Genomic DNA, 18,551 nt, shown 5'->3' with positions numbered 1-18,551 from the left:
GTGCTGGATTGGGCCTGATCCGGTGCTGAGCTGGTCCTGAGCTGAGCTGGACCTGCCGATGGGTCGAAGAATCCCTCCGGTTTGGGAAATCCCCACCGTTTTGGGAAATCCCTGCCGGTTTAAAACGGCAGGGATTTCCCAAAGTGGAGGGAAACTCACAAAGTGGTCGATTTACCGCCGGCGGAGACGAACGCTTGGCGACTCGGAACGTGCGTGGCCGTAACCCAGCGCAGCAGTGAGTACAGCAGCTGGGAGGCTCCGGGCATGAACCCCGAGCCGTGGTGGTACACCGGGTCCATGGTGGTCACCATCAGGCAGGCCGGCTGGTTCACCTCGTCCACATACAGCAGGGCGCCGGAGTCTGTGCCGTTCTCTTCCATGACCACCAGGGACCGGGCACCGGCGGGCGGATGGAGCAGCCCGTGATGGTGCCAGGACACCGCCCGCGGCGTGAAGAATTCCCACATCGGGTCCTCGGGCAGCCGCAGCCGCGTGCCGTTGTCCTCGCCGGTGCGCCAGGTCCAGAACACGGTGGGCCGGAAGGTGTAGCCGACGCCGGGGAGCCAGTTCTCCACCTTGTTCTCGCCGAGGACGATCACGGTCTTGGCCGGGTCCTGCAGTGCGGCACGGATGGCCGGGGCAAAACGGCCCAGCTGCCCCTGGTGCAGGCGGTCCCCCACAATGATCACGTCCAGGCCGGCGAGCACCGACGGATCCGCGTCCGGCAGGTGGACGGACTCCGGCCGGTACGGGGCCAGGGCCGGATCAGCCAGCGTGCGCAGCGGCGGGAAGGTGCCGCAGTGCAGCAGTCCGATGCGCGGGGTGTCACCGGGTGCGGACTGCGTGCCGGCGGGACGCGCGGAGGCGGGCCGGGTGGCGGCATGACGTGCCGTCGGACTGGCCTCAATTGAGGATGACGGCGCCGTGCCCGTCTCCGCTCCCCGGCTTCCGCCCTCGAGCCAGTCCACGAGGTTGGGACCGATCCGGCCGGTGGAGTACCTGTCGTCGCTGAAACTCTCCAGGTCGTTGCCGCCGTGGACCAGCACTTCGCCGTCGCCCAGCGGGTAGCTGTAGTCCAGCGGCAGCGAATACTGTCCGATGCCGGTGACTACGGTGGCGCCCTCGGGCAGCTCCAGATGGTATCCGCGGCCGTAGAAACCGGAAACTCCGATTTCTGTCAGCTTTTCGTAGCTGTGCGTTCCGGGCACACCGGTGCGGTAGTGCAGGTCCCGGTAATCAACGCCGTTCCAGACCGGATGCGCGGTGACGGCGTGCGGGTGTACGTCCTGCGCGCCGCTGAATTCCAGCTTGCGCCAGACCGCGAGTCCGTCAATAAACGGCTTAACCACTTGGGCGTTGACCAGCACCCGGCCGCCGGAGCGGACAAAATCGCTGAGCGCTTCGCGGTGACGGCACAGCAGCAGGTGGTCTGCACCGCCGCCGATCACCAGTCCGTCGGAGGAAAGGATCCGGGCGCGGGCGGCGTCGTCGTCGAGGTCGTAGGCGTCAATGTCTTCCAGCGCTCCGCGCCAGGAGGGGTCGCGCTGGCCGCGCATCGGCGTGCTGCCGATGAGCCGGAAAATCATGAGAGGTCCTTTCGAAGGGGCACGGAGGTGAGGCGTGCGGAGGCGACGGGCGCAGCGTCGGACGGCGCAGTGGCAAAGGGCACGCCGCAGTCCTTGCGGCAGGAGGGGCCGAAGTCCGGCACCGCGATCACGCGGTTGCCGGAGTCAGTGCCGACGGTGGGGGTGCAGATGGGCAGTCCGTAGACCGCCGAGAGGGCGGAGCTGGTCAGCATTTGGTCGGTGGGCCCCCAGCGGGTGTCGTCGCTGCCGACAAAAAGCAGGGCGTTGCGTGAGACGTGCAGGGCGTGGTCCGGATGGTGGGTGGTCATGATGACGCCCATGCCGTCGGCCGCCAGTCCGGCCAGGACACCAAGCACCCGGGACTGATTGTGCAGGTCCAGCGCCGACGCCGGTTCGTCCAAGACCAGCAGTTCGGAGCCGGAGGCCACGGCGCGGGCGATGAGGACCAGCTGGCGCTGCCCGCCGGAAAGCTCGGAGTAAGGGCGGTTGGCCCAGCCGGCCACGCCCACCCGTTCCATGGCGGCGTCCGCCGCGTCATGGTCCTCACGGCGCGGAGTCTGGTAGGCGCGCAGGTGCCGGCTGCGGCCCATGAGCACCATTTCGGCGACGGTGAAGGACGTACCGCCTGCACCGTGGTCCTGCGGGACATAGCCGACGGCGGCCGCAGAGGTGACCTGCCCCTCTCGCGGGGTGAGCAGCCCGGACAGGCATTTGAGCAGCGTGGTTTTGCCGCGCGCGTTGGGGCCGAGGATGGAGAGGATTTCTCCGCGCTCCAGGGTGAACCCCAGGTTCCGGAACAGCCACGGCCGCACGCGGGAGTAGCGGAAACCGAGTCCGGAGACCTGCAGCAGGGTTTCTTCCGATGTGGCCGAAGCTGCGGCGGGCGCGGCATTCGCGGCAGCCGCGGGAGTCAGGGCGGAATGGAAGGTCACGAAATCTCGCCTTTTTTCTGGGAACGGGCCAGCAGCGCCACAAATACGGGGGCGCCGATGACCGCGGTGAGAATGCCCAGCGGCAGTTCGCTGCTGGTCATGGAACGGCTGAGGGTGTCGATCAGCATCAGATAGGTGCCGCCAAGGAGCAGCGAAGCGGGCAGGAGCACCCGGTGATCCGGTCCCACCCAGAGCCGGGCCAGATGCGGAACCACCAGACCCACCCACCCGACGGCACCGGCCACGGCCACGGTGCCGGCGGTCATGAGGGCCACGGCGCACAGCAGCACCACGCGGGAGCGGTGCGGATTGACACCCAGGGCGGCGGCATCGTCGTCCCCCAGCGAGAGCACGTTCAGCCGCCACCGCATGGCCAGGACCACGGCCGCACCGATGGCAATCGGAACAAGGGCTGTGAGCACCTTGTCGTAGCCGGCCGCGGCGATGGAGCCCAGCAGCCAGTGCACGATCGACGGCAGCTCGGAGTACGGGTCGGCGGTGTAGGTGATGAAGGAGACCAAGGCATTGAAGAACGCCGCCACCACAATTCCGCCGAGCACAATCATCAGCATCGGTCCGCCGCTGCCGCCAAGCCGGCCCAGCAGAAGCACGACGGCGAGTGCGGCCAGGCCGAAGCCGAAGGCACCGCCCACCATTGCGCCGCCGGACAGGCCCAGGGTCAGCACCAGCACGCCGCCGAAGGACGCTCCGGCGGTGACGCCGATGATGTCCGGGCTGACGAGCGGATTGCGGAACAGCGCCTGGAGGCAGGCGCCGCCCAGGGACAGGGCACCGCCCACCAGGAAGGCCAGGAGAACCCGCGGCAGGCGCACATCCAGCACCACGGTGGCCTCCTGTTCGGTCCAGGTGCGGCGCAGGACCCCTTCGCCGCCGCCTGCCCCAAAGAGCGCAGTGGATTCGTTGGCCAGGATGCGCAGGATTTCATTCGGCGGCACCCAGTACCGGCCGGCCGCCATCGAGATCAGGGCGACGGCGCAGAGAATCAGGACGCACAGCAGCAGCGGCACCCGGCGGCTGCGTGCCGGCGAACCTGCGAAACCCGCCGCCGTCGTCGTCGTGCCGGGCTTAACCGCGGAAGACGTCATAGCCGGCGCTTTCACTGTTGAGTTCCAGCCGGAGCGCGGCGTCGATCTGAGCCTCGGAAATCTCGTAGTTGTACAGGTAGGCGATCTTCTCGGCCATCGCGGCGCGCAGCGTGTGGCCCGTGAGCTGCGGGTGGTAAAGCTCGGCTGCCCACTGCCACATCAGCGGAGATTCGGCGCAGGGAACTTCCCAGCGGTAGCCGCCCAGCGGAGCCTTGTAGACGCGGCGGTTGCGCACGGCGGAAACCGAGGCCAGCGACTTGTCGGCGTAGACCTCCGCGGGGGTGCGGGCGTCAAAACCGCCCAGCGTGATGATCTCCGGATCCCAGGTGATGAGCTGTTCTGCGCTGACCACGTTTTCCGCTGACATGTTGTCGGCCGCCATGTTCCTCCCGCCGGCCAGTTCCATCCAGTAGTGCATGTAGGAGGACTTGTTGGAGGCCGAATAGCCGTCGCCGGACTGGCCCAGGTGGACTACGCGGACCGGAGTCTTCACGCCGGAGAGTTCCTTCTTCAGACGGGCAATCTCCGCGTGCATCCAGTCCACAATCTCGGTGCCGCGCTCCGGCTTGCCGAGGATCGTGGAGAAGAGGGAAACCCAGGTCTCCAGGTACTTCTGCGTGCCGTAGAGCAGACAGACCGTCTTGAAGCCGGCGTTTTCCAGCGGTTCCACGAGCCCGTCCCCCTGATCCGCCCACTGGAACACGACGTCGGGCTGCAGTTTGGTGATGGTTTCAATGTTGGGCGTGAAGCTCGACGGGGAAATGGTGGTGGTGCTCTTTGACTCGGGGTACATCTCACCGAACAGGCCCTGCTTGTTGGCCTGGAGGGTCGATTCGTTGATGCCCACAATGCGCCCGTAGCCGCCGTCCACTGCGGCGAGCATGGACGGCGACGGGATGACCGTCGTCGCAATCCGCTGCACGGGAGCGTCGAAGGAGACCTCTATGCCGCGCATGTCGGTGACGGTGAAGCCGCCGGAACCCGCCGCGCCGCCCGCGGCCGCAACGGTTTCACGGGAGGAGCAGGCGCCAAGGGCCAGGGCAAGAAGGCCCAGGCCGGCACCGCCGAGAACATGGCGGCGGGTGGTTCCGCGGGGAGGGTGGGAGGAGCTCAACGACGTTCCTATCGGGTTGGTAGGTTAGGCATACCTAAAGACTTATGTACATATCAGAACATATGAAATGGATTAGCGCACATTTTTGTGAACTAATTGCTTTCGGAGCGTTCGGGTGGGCCTGCTGCACATCGGCGACCCGGCACGGGCTCCGACTGCCGCTGCACCGCCCGACGGCGGATCATGTCGCCACAAGACGCCGTGTTACACCCCGATCCGCGGAGTGCCGAATAAAGGCGCAGGTCAGGATGGGGTATGGGACTGCCGTCGTAACATTTGCTGCTTACTTGACAGTCGGCGGTGGTAGCTTCGCCCTATGACTGAGATCCCCACCTCGATTCCCGTCCTTGACCTGAGCACCGCCCGCAACGCGGATGGTTCATTCAACGCAGAGTTCATTGACCAGCTTCGTGATGCAACGCACCGCATCGGCTTCTTCCAGCTGGTGGGGTACGGCGAAGGGGAGGCGAAGGTGGATGACCTGTTTGACGTCACCAAACGTTTCTTCGACCTGCCGCTGGAGGACCGGTTGGAGCTGGACAACCGGAAGTCTCCGCACTTCCGCGGGTACACCCGGCTCGGAACCGAGCTGACGCAGGGACGGCCGGACGCGCGTGAACAGGTGGACTTCGGCCCGGAACGCGAGTCCGTGACGGACTACCCCAAGGATCAGCCGTTTTGGCTGGTGCAGGGACCCAACCTGTTCCCCGATGAGGTGCTGCCCGAGCTGCGGCAGAAGTCGATGGAGTGGGCGGAGCTGATGTCGGAAGTGGGTGCCGAGCTGCTCAGTGCAATCGCCGTGTCCCTGGAACTGCCGGAGGACCACTTCACCGAACCGTTCGAGGGCACTCCCGCCTGGATGGCCAAGCTCATCCACTACGTGGGCGGCGTGGTCAAGGAAGCCGGGTCTCAGGGAGTCGGGTCGCACGCGGACTACGGTTTCGTGACCCTGCTGCTGCAGGATTCGGTGGGCGGCCTGGAGGTACGGCCGCATGAATCGGACACCTGGATTCCGGTGGAGCCGATTCACGGTGCCCTCGTCGTGAACCTGGGCGAGATGCTTGAGGTTGCCACGCAGGGGTACCTCTCGGCCACCATTCACCGGGTCACGGCACCGGCACCCGGCGTGGACCGCTACGCCATCCCGTTCTTCTGGTCCCCGCGGCTGGACTCGGTCATCGATTCGGTGGAACTTCCCGCGGAGCTGGCGGCGCAGTCCCGCGGCATCTCCGATGATCCGGAAAACCCGATGCTGGCCTCGTACGGTTCCAACGTCCTCAAGGGGTGGCTCCGCGCACATCCGCAGGTCGCCCAGCTGCATCACCCGGAGCTGGTTGCCGCGAAGAAGTAAGGCCGGCCAGGGACCGTCAAGTAGTATCTCGGAAAGCCCGCACTCCGTCCGAAAGAATTTCTCCTTGACTTCCACAGCCAGCCCCCAGGTCCAGTCCGCTGCAGACATCGCAGCACGCATGCAGGATCCGCACTGGTGGCGGCAGGCCGCCGTCTACCAGATCTATCCGCGCAGTTTCGCGGATTCCAACGGTGACGGGATCGGCGACCTGCCCGGCATCACGTCAAGGATTCCGTACCTGTTGTCCCTGGGGGTCGACGCCGTCTGGCTCAGCCCGTTCTATCCCTCGGCGCTGGCGGACGGCGGTTATGACGTGGATGATTACCGCAACGTCGATCCCAAGCTCGGCACGCTCGCGGACTTCGACGAGATGATTGCGGCCCTCCACGCGGCCGGCATCAAGCTGATCGCCGACATTGTGCCGAACCATACGTCCAACCGCCACGTCTGGTTCCAGGAGGCGCTGGCGTCCCCGAAGGGATCGGCCGCCCGGAACCGGTACATCTTCCGCGACGGCTTGGGCCCCAACGGTGACGAGCCGCCGTCGGACTGGGACTCCGTCTTTGGCGGCCCGGCCTGGGAACGGACCGAAGACGGCCAGTGGTACATGCACATTTTCGCCAAGGAACAGCCGGACCTGAACTGGGACAACCGCGAGGTCCGGGATGATTTTCTCACCACGTTGCGCTTCTGGTCCGACCGGGGCGTGGACGGCTTCCGGGTGGATGTTGCCCATGCCCTGACCAAGGACATGACTGAGCCGCTCGCATCCAAGGCGGATCTGGGCGCCGAAAATGACAACAACAACGGCAAGCACCCGTTCTGGGACCGCGACGAGGTCCACGAGGTGTTCGCCGAGTGGCGCCGGGTGTTCAACGAATACACCCCGCCGCGTACCGCCGTGGCCGAAGCCTGGGTGCACGCCGACCGCCGCGCCCGCTATGCCAGCCCCGAAGGATTGGGCCAGGCCTTCAACTTCGACCTGCTGAAGGCTGACTGGAACCACGGCCAGTTCCGAGACATCATCACCAAGAACCTCGCCGAGGCGAAGCTCTCCGGTGCGTCGTCAACATGGGTCTTTTCAAACCACGACGTCGTTCGGCATGCCACCCGCTACGGCCTGCCCGTCTCCGCTCCCGCCGATCCGGACAGCCAGGACGGCTCCGCCTGGCTGATGAGCGGCGGTAGGGAACCGGTGCTGGACCACACGCTCGGCGAGCGCCGCGCCCGTGCCGTGTCCCAGCTGATGCTGGCACTGCCGGGCTCCGCCTACTTGTATCAGGGCGAGGAACTGGGGCTGCACGAGGTGGCCGACATTGCTGACGAGCATCGCCAGGATCCCACCTTCTTCCGCAACAAGGGCGTGGACATCGGCCGCGACGGATGCCGCGTGCCGCTGCCCTGGACCATGGAGGGCAGTTCCTTCGGCTTTGGCTCCGGTGGGGCCCACTTGCCGCAGCCCGAGTGGTTCGGTGGATACGCCGTCGAAGCCCAGGAAGAGGACCCCGCCTCTTCCCTCAGCTTTTACCGGCGCGCCCTCGGACTTCGCCGCGAACTGCAGACCGAGGAGGGCTTCGAGTGGATCGCGGCGGCCTCCCCCGAGGTGCTGCACTTCACCCGGCCCAACGGCTGGCACTGCGTCACCAACTTCGGTTCCACCCCGGCAAACCTGCCCGCAGGCAAAGTGCTGCTGAGCAGTTCACCTCTCCAGGACGGCATGCTTCCGGGCGCTGCAACGGTCTGGCTGATCTGACACTGCCGGTTATGACCCTGCCCCCTCGGATGCCCCTCACTCGTTGCCTCCGAGCAGGTAATCCGCATAGTCGGGCAGCCCGCGCAGGTGGGTGCCGCCGTCGACCAGCAGGTTGATTCCCGTGATCCAGGCGGCATAGTCAGAGGCCAAAAAGACCACGGCCTTGGCCACGTCTGCCGGCTCGCCCATCCGGTCGATGGCGAAGCTGCGGTGCCAAGCGGCCTCGAAGTCGGGGCTGAAGGTCCCGGCGTTCTCCGGGGTCACGATCACCCCCGGCGACACCGTGTTGACCCGGATGCCGTGGCGACCGGCCTCCAGCGCGGCCACTTCCGTGAACTTCGCGATGCCGGCCTTCGCTGCCGCGTAGTGGGCTGTGCCGCGCGTCGTTGCGACGGCGTCCACCGCGCCGAGATTGATGATCGCTCCGGCCGTACCGCTGGCCCGCATGTGCGCCAGAGCCGCTTTGGTCCCGAGGAAGGTGCCTTTGAGGTGGGAGTCCACCACACCGTTCCAGTCGTCTTCGGACAGATGGGCGATGGTTTCATAGGAGTGGATGCCGGCGTTGTTCACCACGATTGCCACTGGGGCAAGTTTGGCCTCCGCGCGCGCGAAGAGGCGTTCGACGTCGGCGGCGCTGGTCACGTCCGCGGCCACCGGAAGGGCGCGCCCGCCCTGATGGGCGGCTTCCAGGGTTGCCGCCGCCTTCGCCGCCTCTTTATCGTGCCGCGAGGTGATCACGACGTCGGCCCCGTGGGCCATGAGTGCACCGGCCACCGCGTAGCCGATGCCCTTTGACCCGCCGGTGACGATTGCTGTGTTGCCGACAAGTTCCATGGCCTGCCCTTACGAGAGAACTGAAACGGTCTCTCCGAAGGCTAGCGGCGGATCCGGAACGCCGCCACAGTGAAGGTGGAACGCGTCAGTCGCGGCCGAAAACCGCCACCAGGAAGTCGGAATCCGGTTCGAACGGGCGCAGGTCCCAGGTGGAAAACTTCTGCTGGCACTTCAGTCCCGCTACGGCGGCGTCCTCGAGGAAGGTTCCGAAGTCATAGCCGCGGCCGGCGCCGAACCCGGTGACCAGGCGGCCGCCGTCGGCCAGGTGGTTCCGCAGCCGGGTCAGGACGTCGACGGCGGTCCCGGGCGCCAGGAATGCCATCACGTTGCCCGCGCAGACGATCGCGTCGAAGGGCTCGGTGATGCCGGCCGCCGGAAGGTCCAGTTCCGACAGGTCTTCCACCAGCCAGGGAAGGTCCGGGAAATCCTGCTTCGCGGCCTCGATCAGTTCCGGATCAATATCGACGCCGACGACGTCGTGCCCGCGGGCGGCCAGCTCGCCGCCCACCCGGCCCGGGCCGCAACCGGCGTCCAGGATCCGCGCGCCCCGCGGCACCATGGCATCGATCAGACGCGCCTCACCATGCAGATCCGCGCCCTGCTCGCGCATTTGGGCGAACCGCGAGATGTACCAGGCAGAGTGGCCCGGTGATGACCGTTTTTGAGCTTCCCAGAGGGTTTCTTTTCGCACGGTTCCAGCCTACGCGGCGGATGACGAGGGTGCTGGCTCTCCGGGGCCGGTGCGTCTGTTCCAACCGGACAGTGCCTGTTTTTCCTCCCGGGAGGTAGGTTGTTCGACATGACCTCGAACCGCCCCTCACGTGCGCAAACGTGGGCTGCGCGTGCCGATGCCCTGGCCGGACGCGCAACGTACAAGTGGGCGGCCGGGTGTGCAGCGGTTTCTCTGGCTGCCTTCCTCCTGGCCGCGGGCATCCTACTGACCGGGGCTCTTTACTGGCCGGGGGCCGACATCGTCCGCATCCTGGCCTCACTGTTCCTCGGACCCTTGGCGTTGACGGGTTCCCTTGTGGTGCTGAGCCACCGGTCCGGCCGGCTGTCAGCTCCGGAAGCCCTGTTTACTGTGGCGGCAGCCGTGCCGGCGTGGGGTTTGGCGGCGACGGCGGCTGTCAGTTGGTCCGCCGGCTTCACCGCCGCTGATGCGGGCGTACCCCTGAGCTGGTTTGAGGCGGCAGCCTTGCCGCTTCTGGCGTTAGCCGTGGTTGCCGGTGCCGCGGCGCTCCTCCCTACCGTCAACTCTCTGTGGAGTCCGCGCCGTTCCCTCGCGTACCGCTCGGCACAGAGCCTGCTGCTCGCGGCGCCGGCGGCGTTGGCCCTTCTCGTCCTGTTCCTTGTGGCTTACCTGCTGGCTCCGCTTGCCGCAGCCGGGCTGCTGTTTGTGGCGCTAAAGGAGGGAAGCGCGGAACGGTCCCTTGCAGGGTATCCGTCGAAGAATCCGGCGGACCCGCACCCGCGCGGACCGTGGCCAACCGGTAGGCGTCCGGCTGATGCGCGTCCTGCAGAACCCGTCACGCGCTTCCCCACCTCCCGGAGCTCACGCACCGCCGTCGTAGTCATTGCGGGCGGAACGCTCATTTTTGGTCTGCTCTGCATTGTATTCGCGGTGTCCGGCAGCACCTGGTCCGATCTTGCGACGGATTCCACGGCGGCGATGAACCTCGGCCTGGCTGCCGGGGCGCTCAACGCCGTCGTGCTGACCGCAGCGGTGGGCATGGTGCTTCTCCCGCGGGTTGGCGGCGTGCTCCACTGGACCGTGCTGCTGGTTTCCGGGGGCCTCCTGTCCGAAGCGGCAGCCCAGTTTGCCGGCGTCGGGCATCCCTGGCAGTGGCCGCTGACGCTGATCGGCGGAATTCTGCTGGGCTTCGGGTTTGTCCTTCCCCTCGCGCAGTTGGTTCCGGGACCTCCGCTGCTGCGTCTCAGCGCAGCCCTGGGCGGCGGGCTCGCTGCAGCGTTCATCGGCGTGATCGTTGTTTCGGGGGCCGGGTTCATTGCGCCGCTGGTGTCCGCTGCCCTGCTGGTGTGGTGCTTCTGGCCGCAGGATCGACAGCCTGCCGTGCTCCGTCCAGCCTGATGACACGCGATGCAGGAGCCCCGCGCCATCCGCAGCCAACCTCATAGAATTTAACGGCTGGATCAATCCGCATCACAAAGGAGTACCTGCTCGATGGTCATGCCCCGGAACCTTTTCCTTGTCCGCCACGGACAGAGCGAAGCGAACGTCATGCAGAAGGCCTCCAAAGCCGGCGATCAGAGCCTCTACACCGAAGAGACCATGACCGTCCCGGACCGTTCCTGGCGTCTGACCGAACTCGGAGTGCAGCAGGCGAAGGTGGCCGGGGCCTGGAATGCCGAGCAGCAGATTGAGTTCGACCGCGCCATTGTCTCCACTTACACCCGGGCCCGCGAAACGGCCGCAATACTCGGATTGGACGTGTCCTGGGAAGAGAGCCGTGTCATCCGTGAGCGCTCCTGGGGTGAGATCGGTTCCATGTCGAAGCAGGATTTTGCGCGAAAGTACTCACAGAATGCGGCCTACCGCGACAATGATCCGCTCTATTGGGCTCCTCCCGCCGGCGAATCCATCGCGAACGTTGCCGAAAACCGGGTGCGCAACATTCTCAGCACCCTGCACCGCGAAAACCCCCGCGAGAACGTCCTGATGGTCACCCACGGGGAATTCATGTGGGCGACTCGTCTGGTCCTGGAACGCTGGAGCGATGAAGAATTCCTGGACCGCGATGCCGACAAGGCCGAAACAATCCACAACTGCACCGTCCTGCAGTACACCTCCGCTGACCCGGACAATCCGGAAAAGGTCGGTGAAAAGCTCCACCGGGTACGCCGCAGCTGGCCGGTCCAGGTGGACGGGGAATGGACCATGTTCGTTGGAGACTGGGAAGAGTTCGACCGCAGATATTTGACCGGCGGCCAGCTCCTGCAGAAGGTGGACACAAACCGGCATTTCTTCCAGGACACGTTCGGGAACTAAGCCGTTCCACGGCAGGGACGGGGTCAGGGGCAGGGAATAGAACACTGACCGCGGCTCTTGTACCGCCCATGAAAGCAATCGTGTACTCCGCCACAGGCCCCTCGTCCGTCCTCACACCCGTCGACCGGGACATTGCCGCCCCGGGTCCCGGCGAAGTGCGCGTCCGCGTCGCCGTCTCGGGCGTGAACCCCACGGACTGGAAAGCCCGCGCCGCCGGCGATCTTGCCTTCCCCGAGGTGGTTCCGAACCAGGACGGCGCCGGTGTCATCGACGCGGTCGGCGACGGCGTCACAGACCTTCAGCCCGGCGACCGGGTGTGGATCTACCTCGCAGCCCACGGCCGGCCGACCGGCACGGCCCAGGAATTCACCATCCTCCCCGCCGACCGCGCAGTGAAGCTTCCCGAGGGCATCGGGTTCGACGTCGCCGCCAGCCTGGGCGTGCCGGCCATGACCGCGCACCGCGCCCTGACCGTCCACGAATTTGGGCCGTCACGGCTGGCTCCGGGCACCCTCGCCGGACGCATGGTCCTGGTTCAGGGCGGCGCCGGAGCCGTGGGCCACGCCGCGATCCAGCTCGCCGTCTGGGCCGGCGCCACCGTCATCGCGACAGTCAGCAACGATGCCAAGGCGGAGCTCGCCCGCTCCGCCGGAGCCCACCACATTGTCCGCTACCCGGACGACGCCGAGGCGGACCGCATCCGCGAGATCGCACCCGACGGCGTGGACCAGATTGTGGAGGTCTCCCCCGCCCAGAACGCTGCGCTGGACGTGGCCGTCATTGCCAACCACGGCAGCGTCGCCTACTACGCGAACAACAACGGCGAAGAATTCACGGCACCCATCGTGGCCAGCTTTGCGAAGAACGTCCGCTGGCAGGGCGTACTCATCTACACGGTCGGGGAAGCGGCCCAGCATGCCGCGGCGGAGGACATCACGGCTGCACTGCACGACGGCGTCCTGCCCGTTGGCGAATCCGCCGGACTGCCGCTGACCTGGTTCCCGCTGGAGGAAACCGCTGCCGCGCATGACGCCGTCGAAAACGGCACCACCGGCAAGATCCTGATCCGCGTCGCCGACGAGATCGTCTAACACCCGCGTTGGTTCAGCCCTGTTGTTTGAAGGCTGAACCGTCCGGGGTTCCACCGATGACTGTCAGGACCGTTTGGGGCACACTGGTCGCGTGAGCGGAAACCCGTGGGTGCTGCACGTTGACCTCGACCAATTCATTGCGGCGGTCGAGGTGCTGCGGCGCCCGGAACTGGCGGGCCTGCCGGTGATCGTGGGCGGGCGGGGTGACCCGACGGAACGGGCCGTGGTGTCCACTGCCTCCTATGAGGCACGGGCTTTCGGCGTGGGATCGGGCATGCCGCTGCGGGTTGCGGCCCGGAAGGTGCCCGACGCAGTGTTCCTGCCAGTGGACCGCGACGCCTATTTGGCGGCGTCCGACGTCGTAATGGCCACCCTGCGCGGCCAGCCCGGCGCCGTCGTGCAGGTCCTGGGCTGGGATGAAGCGTTCGTCGGCGTGGAAACCGGGGATCCGGGCGCCTACGCCCGAAACCTTCAGGCCGCCGTCCTGGAGCAGACCCAGCTGCACTGCAGCGTGGGCATCGGTGACACCCTGATCCGGGCCAAGAACGCCACCGACCTCGGCAAGCCGGCCGGCGTATTTAGCCTTACTGCGGAGAACTGGCTGGACGTCATGGGCAACCGGCCCACCAAGGAGCTGTGGGGCGTCGGGTCTAAGATCTCGGGCCGGTTGGCGAAGCTGGGCATTGGCACTGTTGCCGAGCTTGCGGCAACCGACCCCCAGTCGCTGGTCCCGGAGTTCGGCCCCAAAATGGGCCCCTGGTATGCAGAACTTGGCCGCGGAGACGGGTCCGCCGAGGTGGATGACACCCCGTGGGTGGCCCGCGGACACAGCCGGGAGACCACCTTCCAGCAGAACCTGACCACCCCCGCAGAGGTGGACGACGCCATCCGGGAACTGGCCGCGAACGTCCTCCTGGACGTGGCTGCCGAGGGGCGGCCGGTCATCGGGCTCACCCTCAAGGTCCGGTACGCGCCGTTCACCACCAAGACCCACGCACGGAAAATCCCCGAAACGTTCGACGGCAACGAAGTCCTGGCCCGGGCCTTGGACCTGGCGGGTGCCATCGAGGCCGGCCGGCCCATCCGCCTATTGGGACTCCGCGCCGAAATGGCCATGCCCGACGACGCACGGAAGGGCCATACACCCACCCGCGGCGGGTGGTGACTGGAGCCCCGCAGTGCGTGTGCAACTGGTTACTTACGGGTCATCGTGGTTGAACGGGCAGCGCATCGGTACTAGTCTTCTATGGACCCGAACACGGGTGTTTGTCAAGAGTGCCCGGCATAAACGCGGGGCATCGGGAAATCGAAGGGAGTGCCATGTCTGACCGGGTACGTTCTGTCAGCCGACGCGTCGGCGTCGTCGTCGGACACATCCTGGTCTACGTCCTGATCTGGGCGGGCCTTGCGCTCCTTATCGCCGCTGCCGGCATCCGCTTCTACTGGGGCAACATCTCCGTGGGCCAGATGCTCCTGAACCTCGTTTCCGTGGAAACCGACGGCGGCGGCGGATCCCTCGTCTGGACGGGCATCCTGGCAGTCGGCGTCGCGCCTCTGCTCATCACCCTTTTGATTGCCCTGTGGCGGCATATGCGGCACCGTAAACGCCGCATCTCCGGCGAGGGGATGCCTACCCGCCGCAAGCAATGGATTATGCGCAGCGTTTCCACGCTGCTGGTGTCCGCCGTCGTCGTCGGCGGCACCACCTCCTTCGCCACCACGGTGGGCATGGGAGATTACATCAAGGCGGGGAAGTCCGCGTACGACGTCGACGATTTTTATGCGGCGCCAACCGTCACCGGCGACTCGGGCAAGAACAACCTGGTGCTGATCTATCTGGAGTCCGGCGAGGCGACCCTCGAGGATGACCAGCTGTTCGAGAAGGACGCCTTCATTCCGCTCAAGGCAGCCACCGCAGCCGAAGAGGGTTGGCAGAGCGTCGACAACCTGCAGCAGTACAAGGGCGGGGGCTGGACCATGGCAGGTCTGGCGTCGACGCAGTGCGGCGTTCCCTTGAAAGGCGCCGGTTTCGGTGCGGACAGCGGATCCTCAACCGCAGTCGACGAAGACGCCGACACCTATCTGGGAGGAATAACCTGCCTGGGTGATGTCCTGGACGGGCAGGGCTACACCAGTGTCTTCATGGGCGGCGCAAGTTCCTCCTTCGCCGCGAAAGACACCTTCCTGACCAGCCACGGTTACTCCGAAGTGAAGGGGCTCGCTGACTGGCGCGACGCCGGCGAACCGGAGGAGAACTTCCGGCCCGACTGGGGCCTTAGCGACGAACGCCTCATGGCCAATGCCAAGGACAAGGTCGATGAGCTGCACGCGGAGGCGGAAACCACGGGTCAGCCGTTCAACCTCTCCGTGCTGACGCTGGACACCCACGAGCCGGTGCACGTGTACGACTACTGCAACGTAGATACCCAGGAGCGGGTCACGTCCGTCTTTGACTGCTCCATGACCCAGGTGGCCGGCTTCGTGAACCACATGAAGGATATGGGTTACCTCGAGGACACCGCCGTGGTGATCATGGGCGACCACCTCAAGCACATGAGCGCCGGCGACGCGTTCCACGAGCAGCTGGATTTCCACGAGAACCGCACCATCTTCAACCGGATCTGGGTTCCGGGCCAGGACAAGACCATTGCCCAGCGGCCCGGCACGGACCAGCTGAGCATGTTTCCCACCATTCTGGAAGCGGCAGGTTTGACGCTGCAGGATTCCCAGGCCGGACTGGGTGTATCCGCCTTCGCGCCCGGGATACCGGCCGATTCGGCCCAGGCTTTGGACCCCGGCGCCTATGGCGAACTGCTGGACTCGAACTCCCCGCTGTTCTACGCCCAGGCGTGGGCGGGCAAGGTCGACGCGCAGTAGCGTTCGTTCGCTGCGCTTCACCGGAACCATCATCACGTGCCGGGTTGCCGGCTTGCTGCGCACGCAGTTGCGCCGGAGATGAGCTGCGCGCCGGAGCCCCTTGAAGAGATAGCCCGACGGGGGTGGTACTCGACGCTCCCCGGGTGGAGGATGGGGCGTGTCAGACCGAGGCCGCTCACTGTGCTGCCTTGGACCTCGAAGGAAAGGCAAAATCTCATGGCTGATTTGGGCGGAATGGCAGACAAGGCGAAGGACGCGGCCAAGGATCACCCGGAGCAGGTTGATCAGGCCAAGGACAAGGTCAAAGACAAAATGGACGGCAACAAAGACGACGACCAGAAGTAGCGAACACGCAAAAGCGGGCCATCCCCGTTGAGGGATGGCCCGCTTTGTCTTCCGCGGATTAGCCGCCTGCTGGCGCGTCAGGCCCGACTAAGCGTCCTGTCCTTCCGGTACTGTCCGCGCGACTTGAAGTAGGCTCCCGCCTGCGGCAGGAAGAGCAAAACCGTGGCTGCGAGCATCAGCAGGACCGCAGCAAGCGTCACCCACGCTGCAGCCATGACCACCGGCTCCTGCGTGAACTGCACGCGCATGTTCAGCGCCGTCAGGACGGTAACCACGATGAGCACAAACCGGGGCCAGCCAAGCCCCATGCGGACCAGGACGGCAATCGCTGCAAGGACTACGGCGGTGATGATGCCGGACCACACATACCCTGAGCTTTCCGAGGAAATCCAGTTGGGCACGATGACGTACGCGCCGAAAGTTTCCTCAAGCCTGGTCTTGAACTCGTCTGTGTTCAGGACACTGATTGCCACCGGGATCCGGATCAGTACGGCAGCTGCCGAAGCAAGCAGCAGCCAAAAGGCAATCTCCACGGTCTTGGCGCGTGCCGGTGCGGCTAAAGCCGTCCCCGGACCGCCGGGTGCATTGGAACTGTGGTTGGCGTTCTGCGCCGTTTTCTCGGACATGCTTCCCCCAAAAAGCTAAAACTATTGCGCGCGGCGGGTTCGCCGCGGCCTCAGGTAGCTTAGCTGACCGGAGAAGGACAGCCTACTTGGATTCCTTGGAACGCCGATTGCTGTAACCGCGCACCGGCAGCACCAACAGACCGGCGGCGCAAACCATGGCGATCCACTCGCCCGTGGCCAGACTTACCCACAGTCCAAGGCCGATGATGATCAGGCAGTACACCGCCGGCACTGCCAAGCTGGGCTGTGTTTTGCGTGTCTGGTCTGATTTAGTCCCCATGAAGGGAGCCTAACCGGGGAGTTTTGGGGCGTCCAGCAACGCGGTCTCATCTATTTGGAGATCGTCGAATCTCAAACCTCTTACCTTCAGAGGCGGGTGGATATTTGCCTGAGTTGGTTTTCTTGAACCTATTCAGGAGCAAAAGTGCCACAACAACAAATGCAATCGTCGCGACCATAACAATAAAAAGAGCGGTTCCCGGTTCCACAAAGCTCCTCTGATCCGTAGGTCAACAATCTGACGGCTGCGCGGTTAGCTGAGGCTTTCGAACACCATTGTTGCCTGAATGCGGTCACCTCCTCCGAATCCCTTGCTCCCGCTGCTGGAGGTGGTAATCGTATGGAGCCGGTAACCCTTCTCAGCCTGGTCATTGATGGCCTTCTCAAGGGAGGTCAGGTTGCCCGACCCCGTTCCCAGAAGTTTCTCTTTGAGGATTACCTGCAAGACGACGTAGTTCGGCATTGACGATTCCTTTCCTTTTTCGGTGGATGGAGCGAAACTCCACTCCGTCAACTAATGAATATATTCGGTCAGACTAATGTTTGCGGCGACATCGGAGCTGACCCAAAACATACGCGCGAAAGCTCCTCAAAGGCTGGCTTTGCAAACCAATAACCCTGGAAGAGGCCGATGCCCGCTGCCCTGAGAACTCTGAACTCCGCCCCGTCTCGATGCCTTAGGCCAGCAGCGTGATGTTGAGTTCCTTGGCCATTCCGATAATTCCGGCCAGAACGGTCGTCGTGTCCCAGGTGGCGGACCGAACCGTGGGCATGCACGGGCTGATCCGCAAAGCTGACTTCAGGTAACGGCCGCTTCCCTGCTCGTAAGTAGAACCAGCGCGTCTGGTCCTACTTAATGCCGAAGTCGAATCCATCGCGCTGATGGTGGCCAAACCGCTCTCTCAGGAAGTTACCCGTGCTTGTCAGCTCGGCTGAGGTATGGCTGTGGCGGCTGGAATGAAGCGCCTCTGCTTGTCCTGACAGGAGCTGCAATTGCTCAACCAGTTCCTCGTTGGGGGTTCTTCCGTTCGGCTGTCGGTTGCCCACCATGCTTGGCGGAATGGCAAGGTAACCGCGAAGAACAGCCGGCAGATACTCTCGCACTACAGCCGCCAACTCATATTCAAACCGGGCGTCCCCCGAGGGCTGCCGCGTTTCCGCGTCGATAACCGCGTCAAGCGTCTGACAAGTTTCCAAAACGATCACGTACGCATCAGCCGGAAGCTGGTTCTTACTGTGCTTGGCAAGCGAGGCTACCCACGCCAAAGCGGATGACAGATCGTCTCTTGCCGGCACCGTCGGCGCTGCGTACGACGGGTCAACAGGTTGGCTGGGCACATTGGCCTGAACCGTAATGTCAGGCTGCCGCCCCCGGCCTCTCCGGTGCAACCACAGGTCACGAAGCATATAGCCCCGCACGGCTGATACGGCCATAGTCCCGAGACCTATAAAAGCCGCTGCGGTGGAGAACCCACTGTCGCTGGGGATGGAGAAGGCAGCAATAAAGAGCGCAACGTAAAGGGCCCCCTCCAGGATGACTTTCGGTTTCTTCCTGCGTATTCCGATCAGAAGCACCAAGAGAACGACGAAGTAAAAAAACAGCACCACAAGCGTCACTTTGACGACGTTGCCCAGCGTGAGACGTGACAT

General features: G+C 65.0%; 18 protein-coding genes. 8 read left to right on the top strand and 10 right to left on the bottom strand.

Features of this window, described 5'->3' with window-relative positions:
• Positions 1 to 155: 155 nt before the first annotated feature.
• From MUG94_RS01320 to MUG94_RS01305, 4 genes are read right to left on the bottom strand one after another with little or no spacing between them, the layout of a single operon-like run.
• The gene (locus tag MUG94_RS01320; protein WP_227909131.1) at positions 156 to 1,586 is read right to left on the bottom strand and encodes a hypothetical protein; all 1,431 of its coding nucleotides are present in this window, start codon (positions 1,584 to 1,586) and stop codon (positions 156 to 158) included.
• Positions 1,583 to 2,518, bottom strand: coding sequence for an ABC transporter ATP-binding protein (locus MUG94_RS01315; RefSeq protein ID WP_227909132.1), 936 nt, complete (start codon positions 2,516 to 2,518; stop codon positions 1,583 to 1,585). The genes MUG94_RS01320 and MUG94_RS01315 overlap by 4 nt, the downstream gene beginning before the upstream one ends.
• Entirely contained in the window at positions 2,515 to 3,624 is a 1,110-nt protein-coding gene (locus MUG94_RS01310; RefSeq protein WP_227892497.1) for a FecCD family ABC transporter permease, read from the bottom strand. Before MUG94_RS01310 ends, MUG94_RS01315 begins: the two co-directional genes overlap by 4 nt.
• Positions 3,605 to 4,738, bottom strand: a complete 1,134-nt coding sequence (locus tag MUG94_RS01305) for an ABC transporter substrate-binding protein (protein ID WP_227909133.1) — start codon at positions 4,736 to 4,738, stop codon at positions 3,605 to 3,607. Before MUG94_RS01305 ends, MUG94_RS01310 begins: the two co-directional genes overlap by 20 nt.
• A gap of 316 nt (positions 4,739 to 5,054) precedes the next feature.
• Here MUG94_RS01305 and MUG94_RS01300 point away from each other — a divergent pair, with 316 nt between their 5' ends.
• The gene (locus MUG94_RS01300; RefSeq protein WP_227909134.1) at positions 5,055 to 6,089 is read left to right on the top strand and encodes an isopenicillin N synthase family dioxygenase; all 1,035 of its coding nucleotides are present in this window, start codon (positions 5,055 to 5,057) and stop codon (positions 6,087 to 6,089) included.
• 118 nt (positions 6,090 to 6,207) lie between these two features.
• Positions 6,208 to 7,842, top strand: coding sequence for a glycoside hydrolase family 13 protein (locus MUG94_RS01295; RefSeq protein WP_423724477.1), 1,635 nt, complete (start codon positions 6,208 to 6,210; stop codon positions 7,840 to 7,842).
• 36 nt (positions 7,843 to 7,878) lie between these two features.
• Here the strand turns inward: MUG94_RS01295 and MUG94_RS01290 are convergent, their stop codons facing one another.
• Together MUG94_RS01290 and MUG94_RS01285 are read right to left on the bottom strand one after the other, a co-directional pair.
• Entirely contained in the window at positions 7,879 to 8,676 is a 798-nt protein-coding gene (locus MUG94_RS01290; protein WP_227909136.1) for an SDR family NAD(P)-dependent oxidoreductase, read from the bottom strand.
• Between the two features lie 85 nt (positions 8,677 to 8,761).
• Positions 8,762 to 9,367, bottom strand: coding sequence for a class I SAM-dependent methyltransferase (locus MUG94_RS01285; RefSeq protein WP_227909137.1), 606 nt, complete (start codon positions 9,365 to 9,367; stop codon positions 8,762 to 8,764).
• A gap of 108 nt (positions 9,368 to 9,475) precedes the next feature.
• Between MUG94_RS01285 and MUG94_RS01280 the strand changes: the two genes are divergently transcribed.
• The 6 genes from MUG94_RS01280 (at position 9,476) to MUG94_RS17175 (ending at position 15,996) form a co-directional block, all read left to right on the top strand.
• Positions 9,476 to 10,765, top strand: coding sequence for a hypothetical protein (locus MUG94_RS01280; protein WP_227909138.1), 1,290 nt, complete (start codon positions 9,476 to 9,478; stop codon positions 10,763 to 10,765).
• 93 nt (positions 10,766 to 10,858) lie between these two features.
• Positions 10,859 to 11,683, top strand: a complete 825-nt coding sequence (locus MUG94_RS01275; RefSeq protein WP_227909139.1) for a histidine phosphatase family protein — start codon at positions 10,859 to 10,861, stop codon at positions 11,681 to 11,683.
• A 68-nt stretch (positions 11,684 to 11,751) separates the two neighbouring features.
• Positions 11,752 to 12,774: an NADPH:quinone reductase gene (locus tag MUG94_RS01270; protein WP_227909140.1), complete on the top strand. Its 1,023-nt coding sequence runs from the start codon at positions 11,752 to 11,754 to the stop codon at positions 12,772 to 12,774.
• 91 nt (positions 12,775 to 12,865) lie between these two features.
• Positions 12,866 to 13,939 carry a DNA polymerase IV gene (locus MUG94_RS01265; RefSeq protein WP_479768615.1) on the top strand — a complete coding sequence of 358 codons (1,074 nt, stop codon included), beginning with the start codon at positions 12,866 to 12,868 and terminating at the stop codon, positions 13,937 to 13,939.
• 155 nt (positions 13,940 to 14,094) lie between these two features.
• Positions 14,095 to 15,651 (top strand): LTA synthase family protein, encoded by a 1,557-nt coding sequence (locus MUG94_RS01260; protein ID WP_227909141.1) that lies wholly within the window; start codon positions 14,095 to 14,097, stop codon positions 15,649 to 15,651.
• Between the two features lie 216 nt (positions 15,652 to 15,867).
• Positions 15,868 to 15,996: a hypothetical protein gene (locus MUG94_RS17175; RefSeq protein ID WP_258060171.1), complete on the top strand. Its 129-nt coding sequence runs from the start codon at positions 15,868 to 15,870 to the stop codon at positions 15,994 to 15,996.
• A 77-nt stretch (positions 15,997 to 16,073) separates the two neighbouring features.
• Here MUG94_RS17175 and MUG94_RS01255 read toward each other — a convergent pair whose 3' ends face one another.
• The 4 genes from MUG94_RS01255 to MUG94_RS01240 form a co-directional block, all read right to left on the bottom strand.
• On the bottom strand, positions 16,074 to 16,622 hold the full coding sequence (locus MUG94_RS01255; RefSeq protein ID WP_227909142.1) for a hypothetical protein: 549 nt from the start codon (positions 16,620 to 16,622) through the stop codon (positions 16,074 to 16,076).
• 82 nt (positions 16,623 to 16,704) lie between these two features.
• Positions 16,705 to 16,902, bottom strand: coding sequence for a hypothetical protein (locus MUG94_RS01250; protein ID WP_227909143.1), 198 nt, complete (start codon positions 16,900 to 16,902; stop codon positions 16,705 to 16,707).
• A gap of 252 nt (positions 16,903 to 17,154) precedes the next feature.
• Positions 17,155 to 17,364: a DUF4177 domain-containing protein gene (locus tag MUG94_RS01245; protein ID WP_227909144.1), complete on the bottom strand. Its 210-nt coding sequence runs from the start codon at positions 17,362 to 17,364 to the stop codon at positions 17,155 to 17,157.
• A 386-nt stretch (positions 17,365 to 17,750) separates the two neighbouring features.
• Positions 17,751 to 18,551 (bottom strand): hypothetical protein, encoded by an 801-nt coding sequence (locus tag MUG94_RS01240; protein WP_227909145.1) that lies wholly within the window; start codon positions 18,549 to 18,551, stop codon positions 17,751 to 17,753.

It is taken from the genome of Arthrobacter gengyunqii (genome assembly GCF_023022985.1).
Lineage (GTDB): Bacteria > Actinomycetota > Actinomycetes > Actinomycetales > Micrococcaceae > Arthrobacter_B > Arthrobacter_B gengyunqii.
This window is presented reverse-complemented; position numbering and strand designations above follow the sequence as displayed.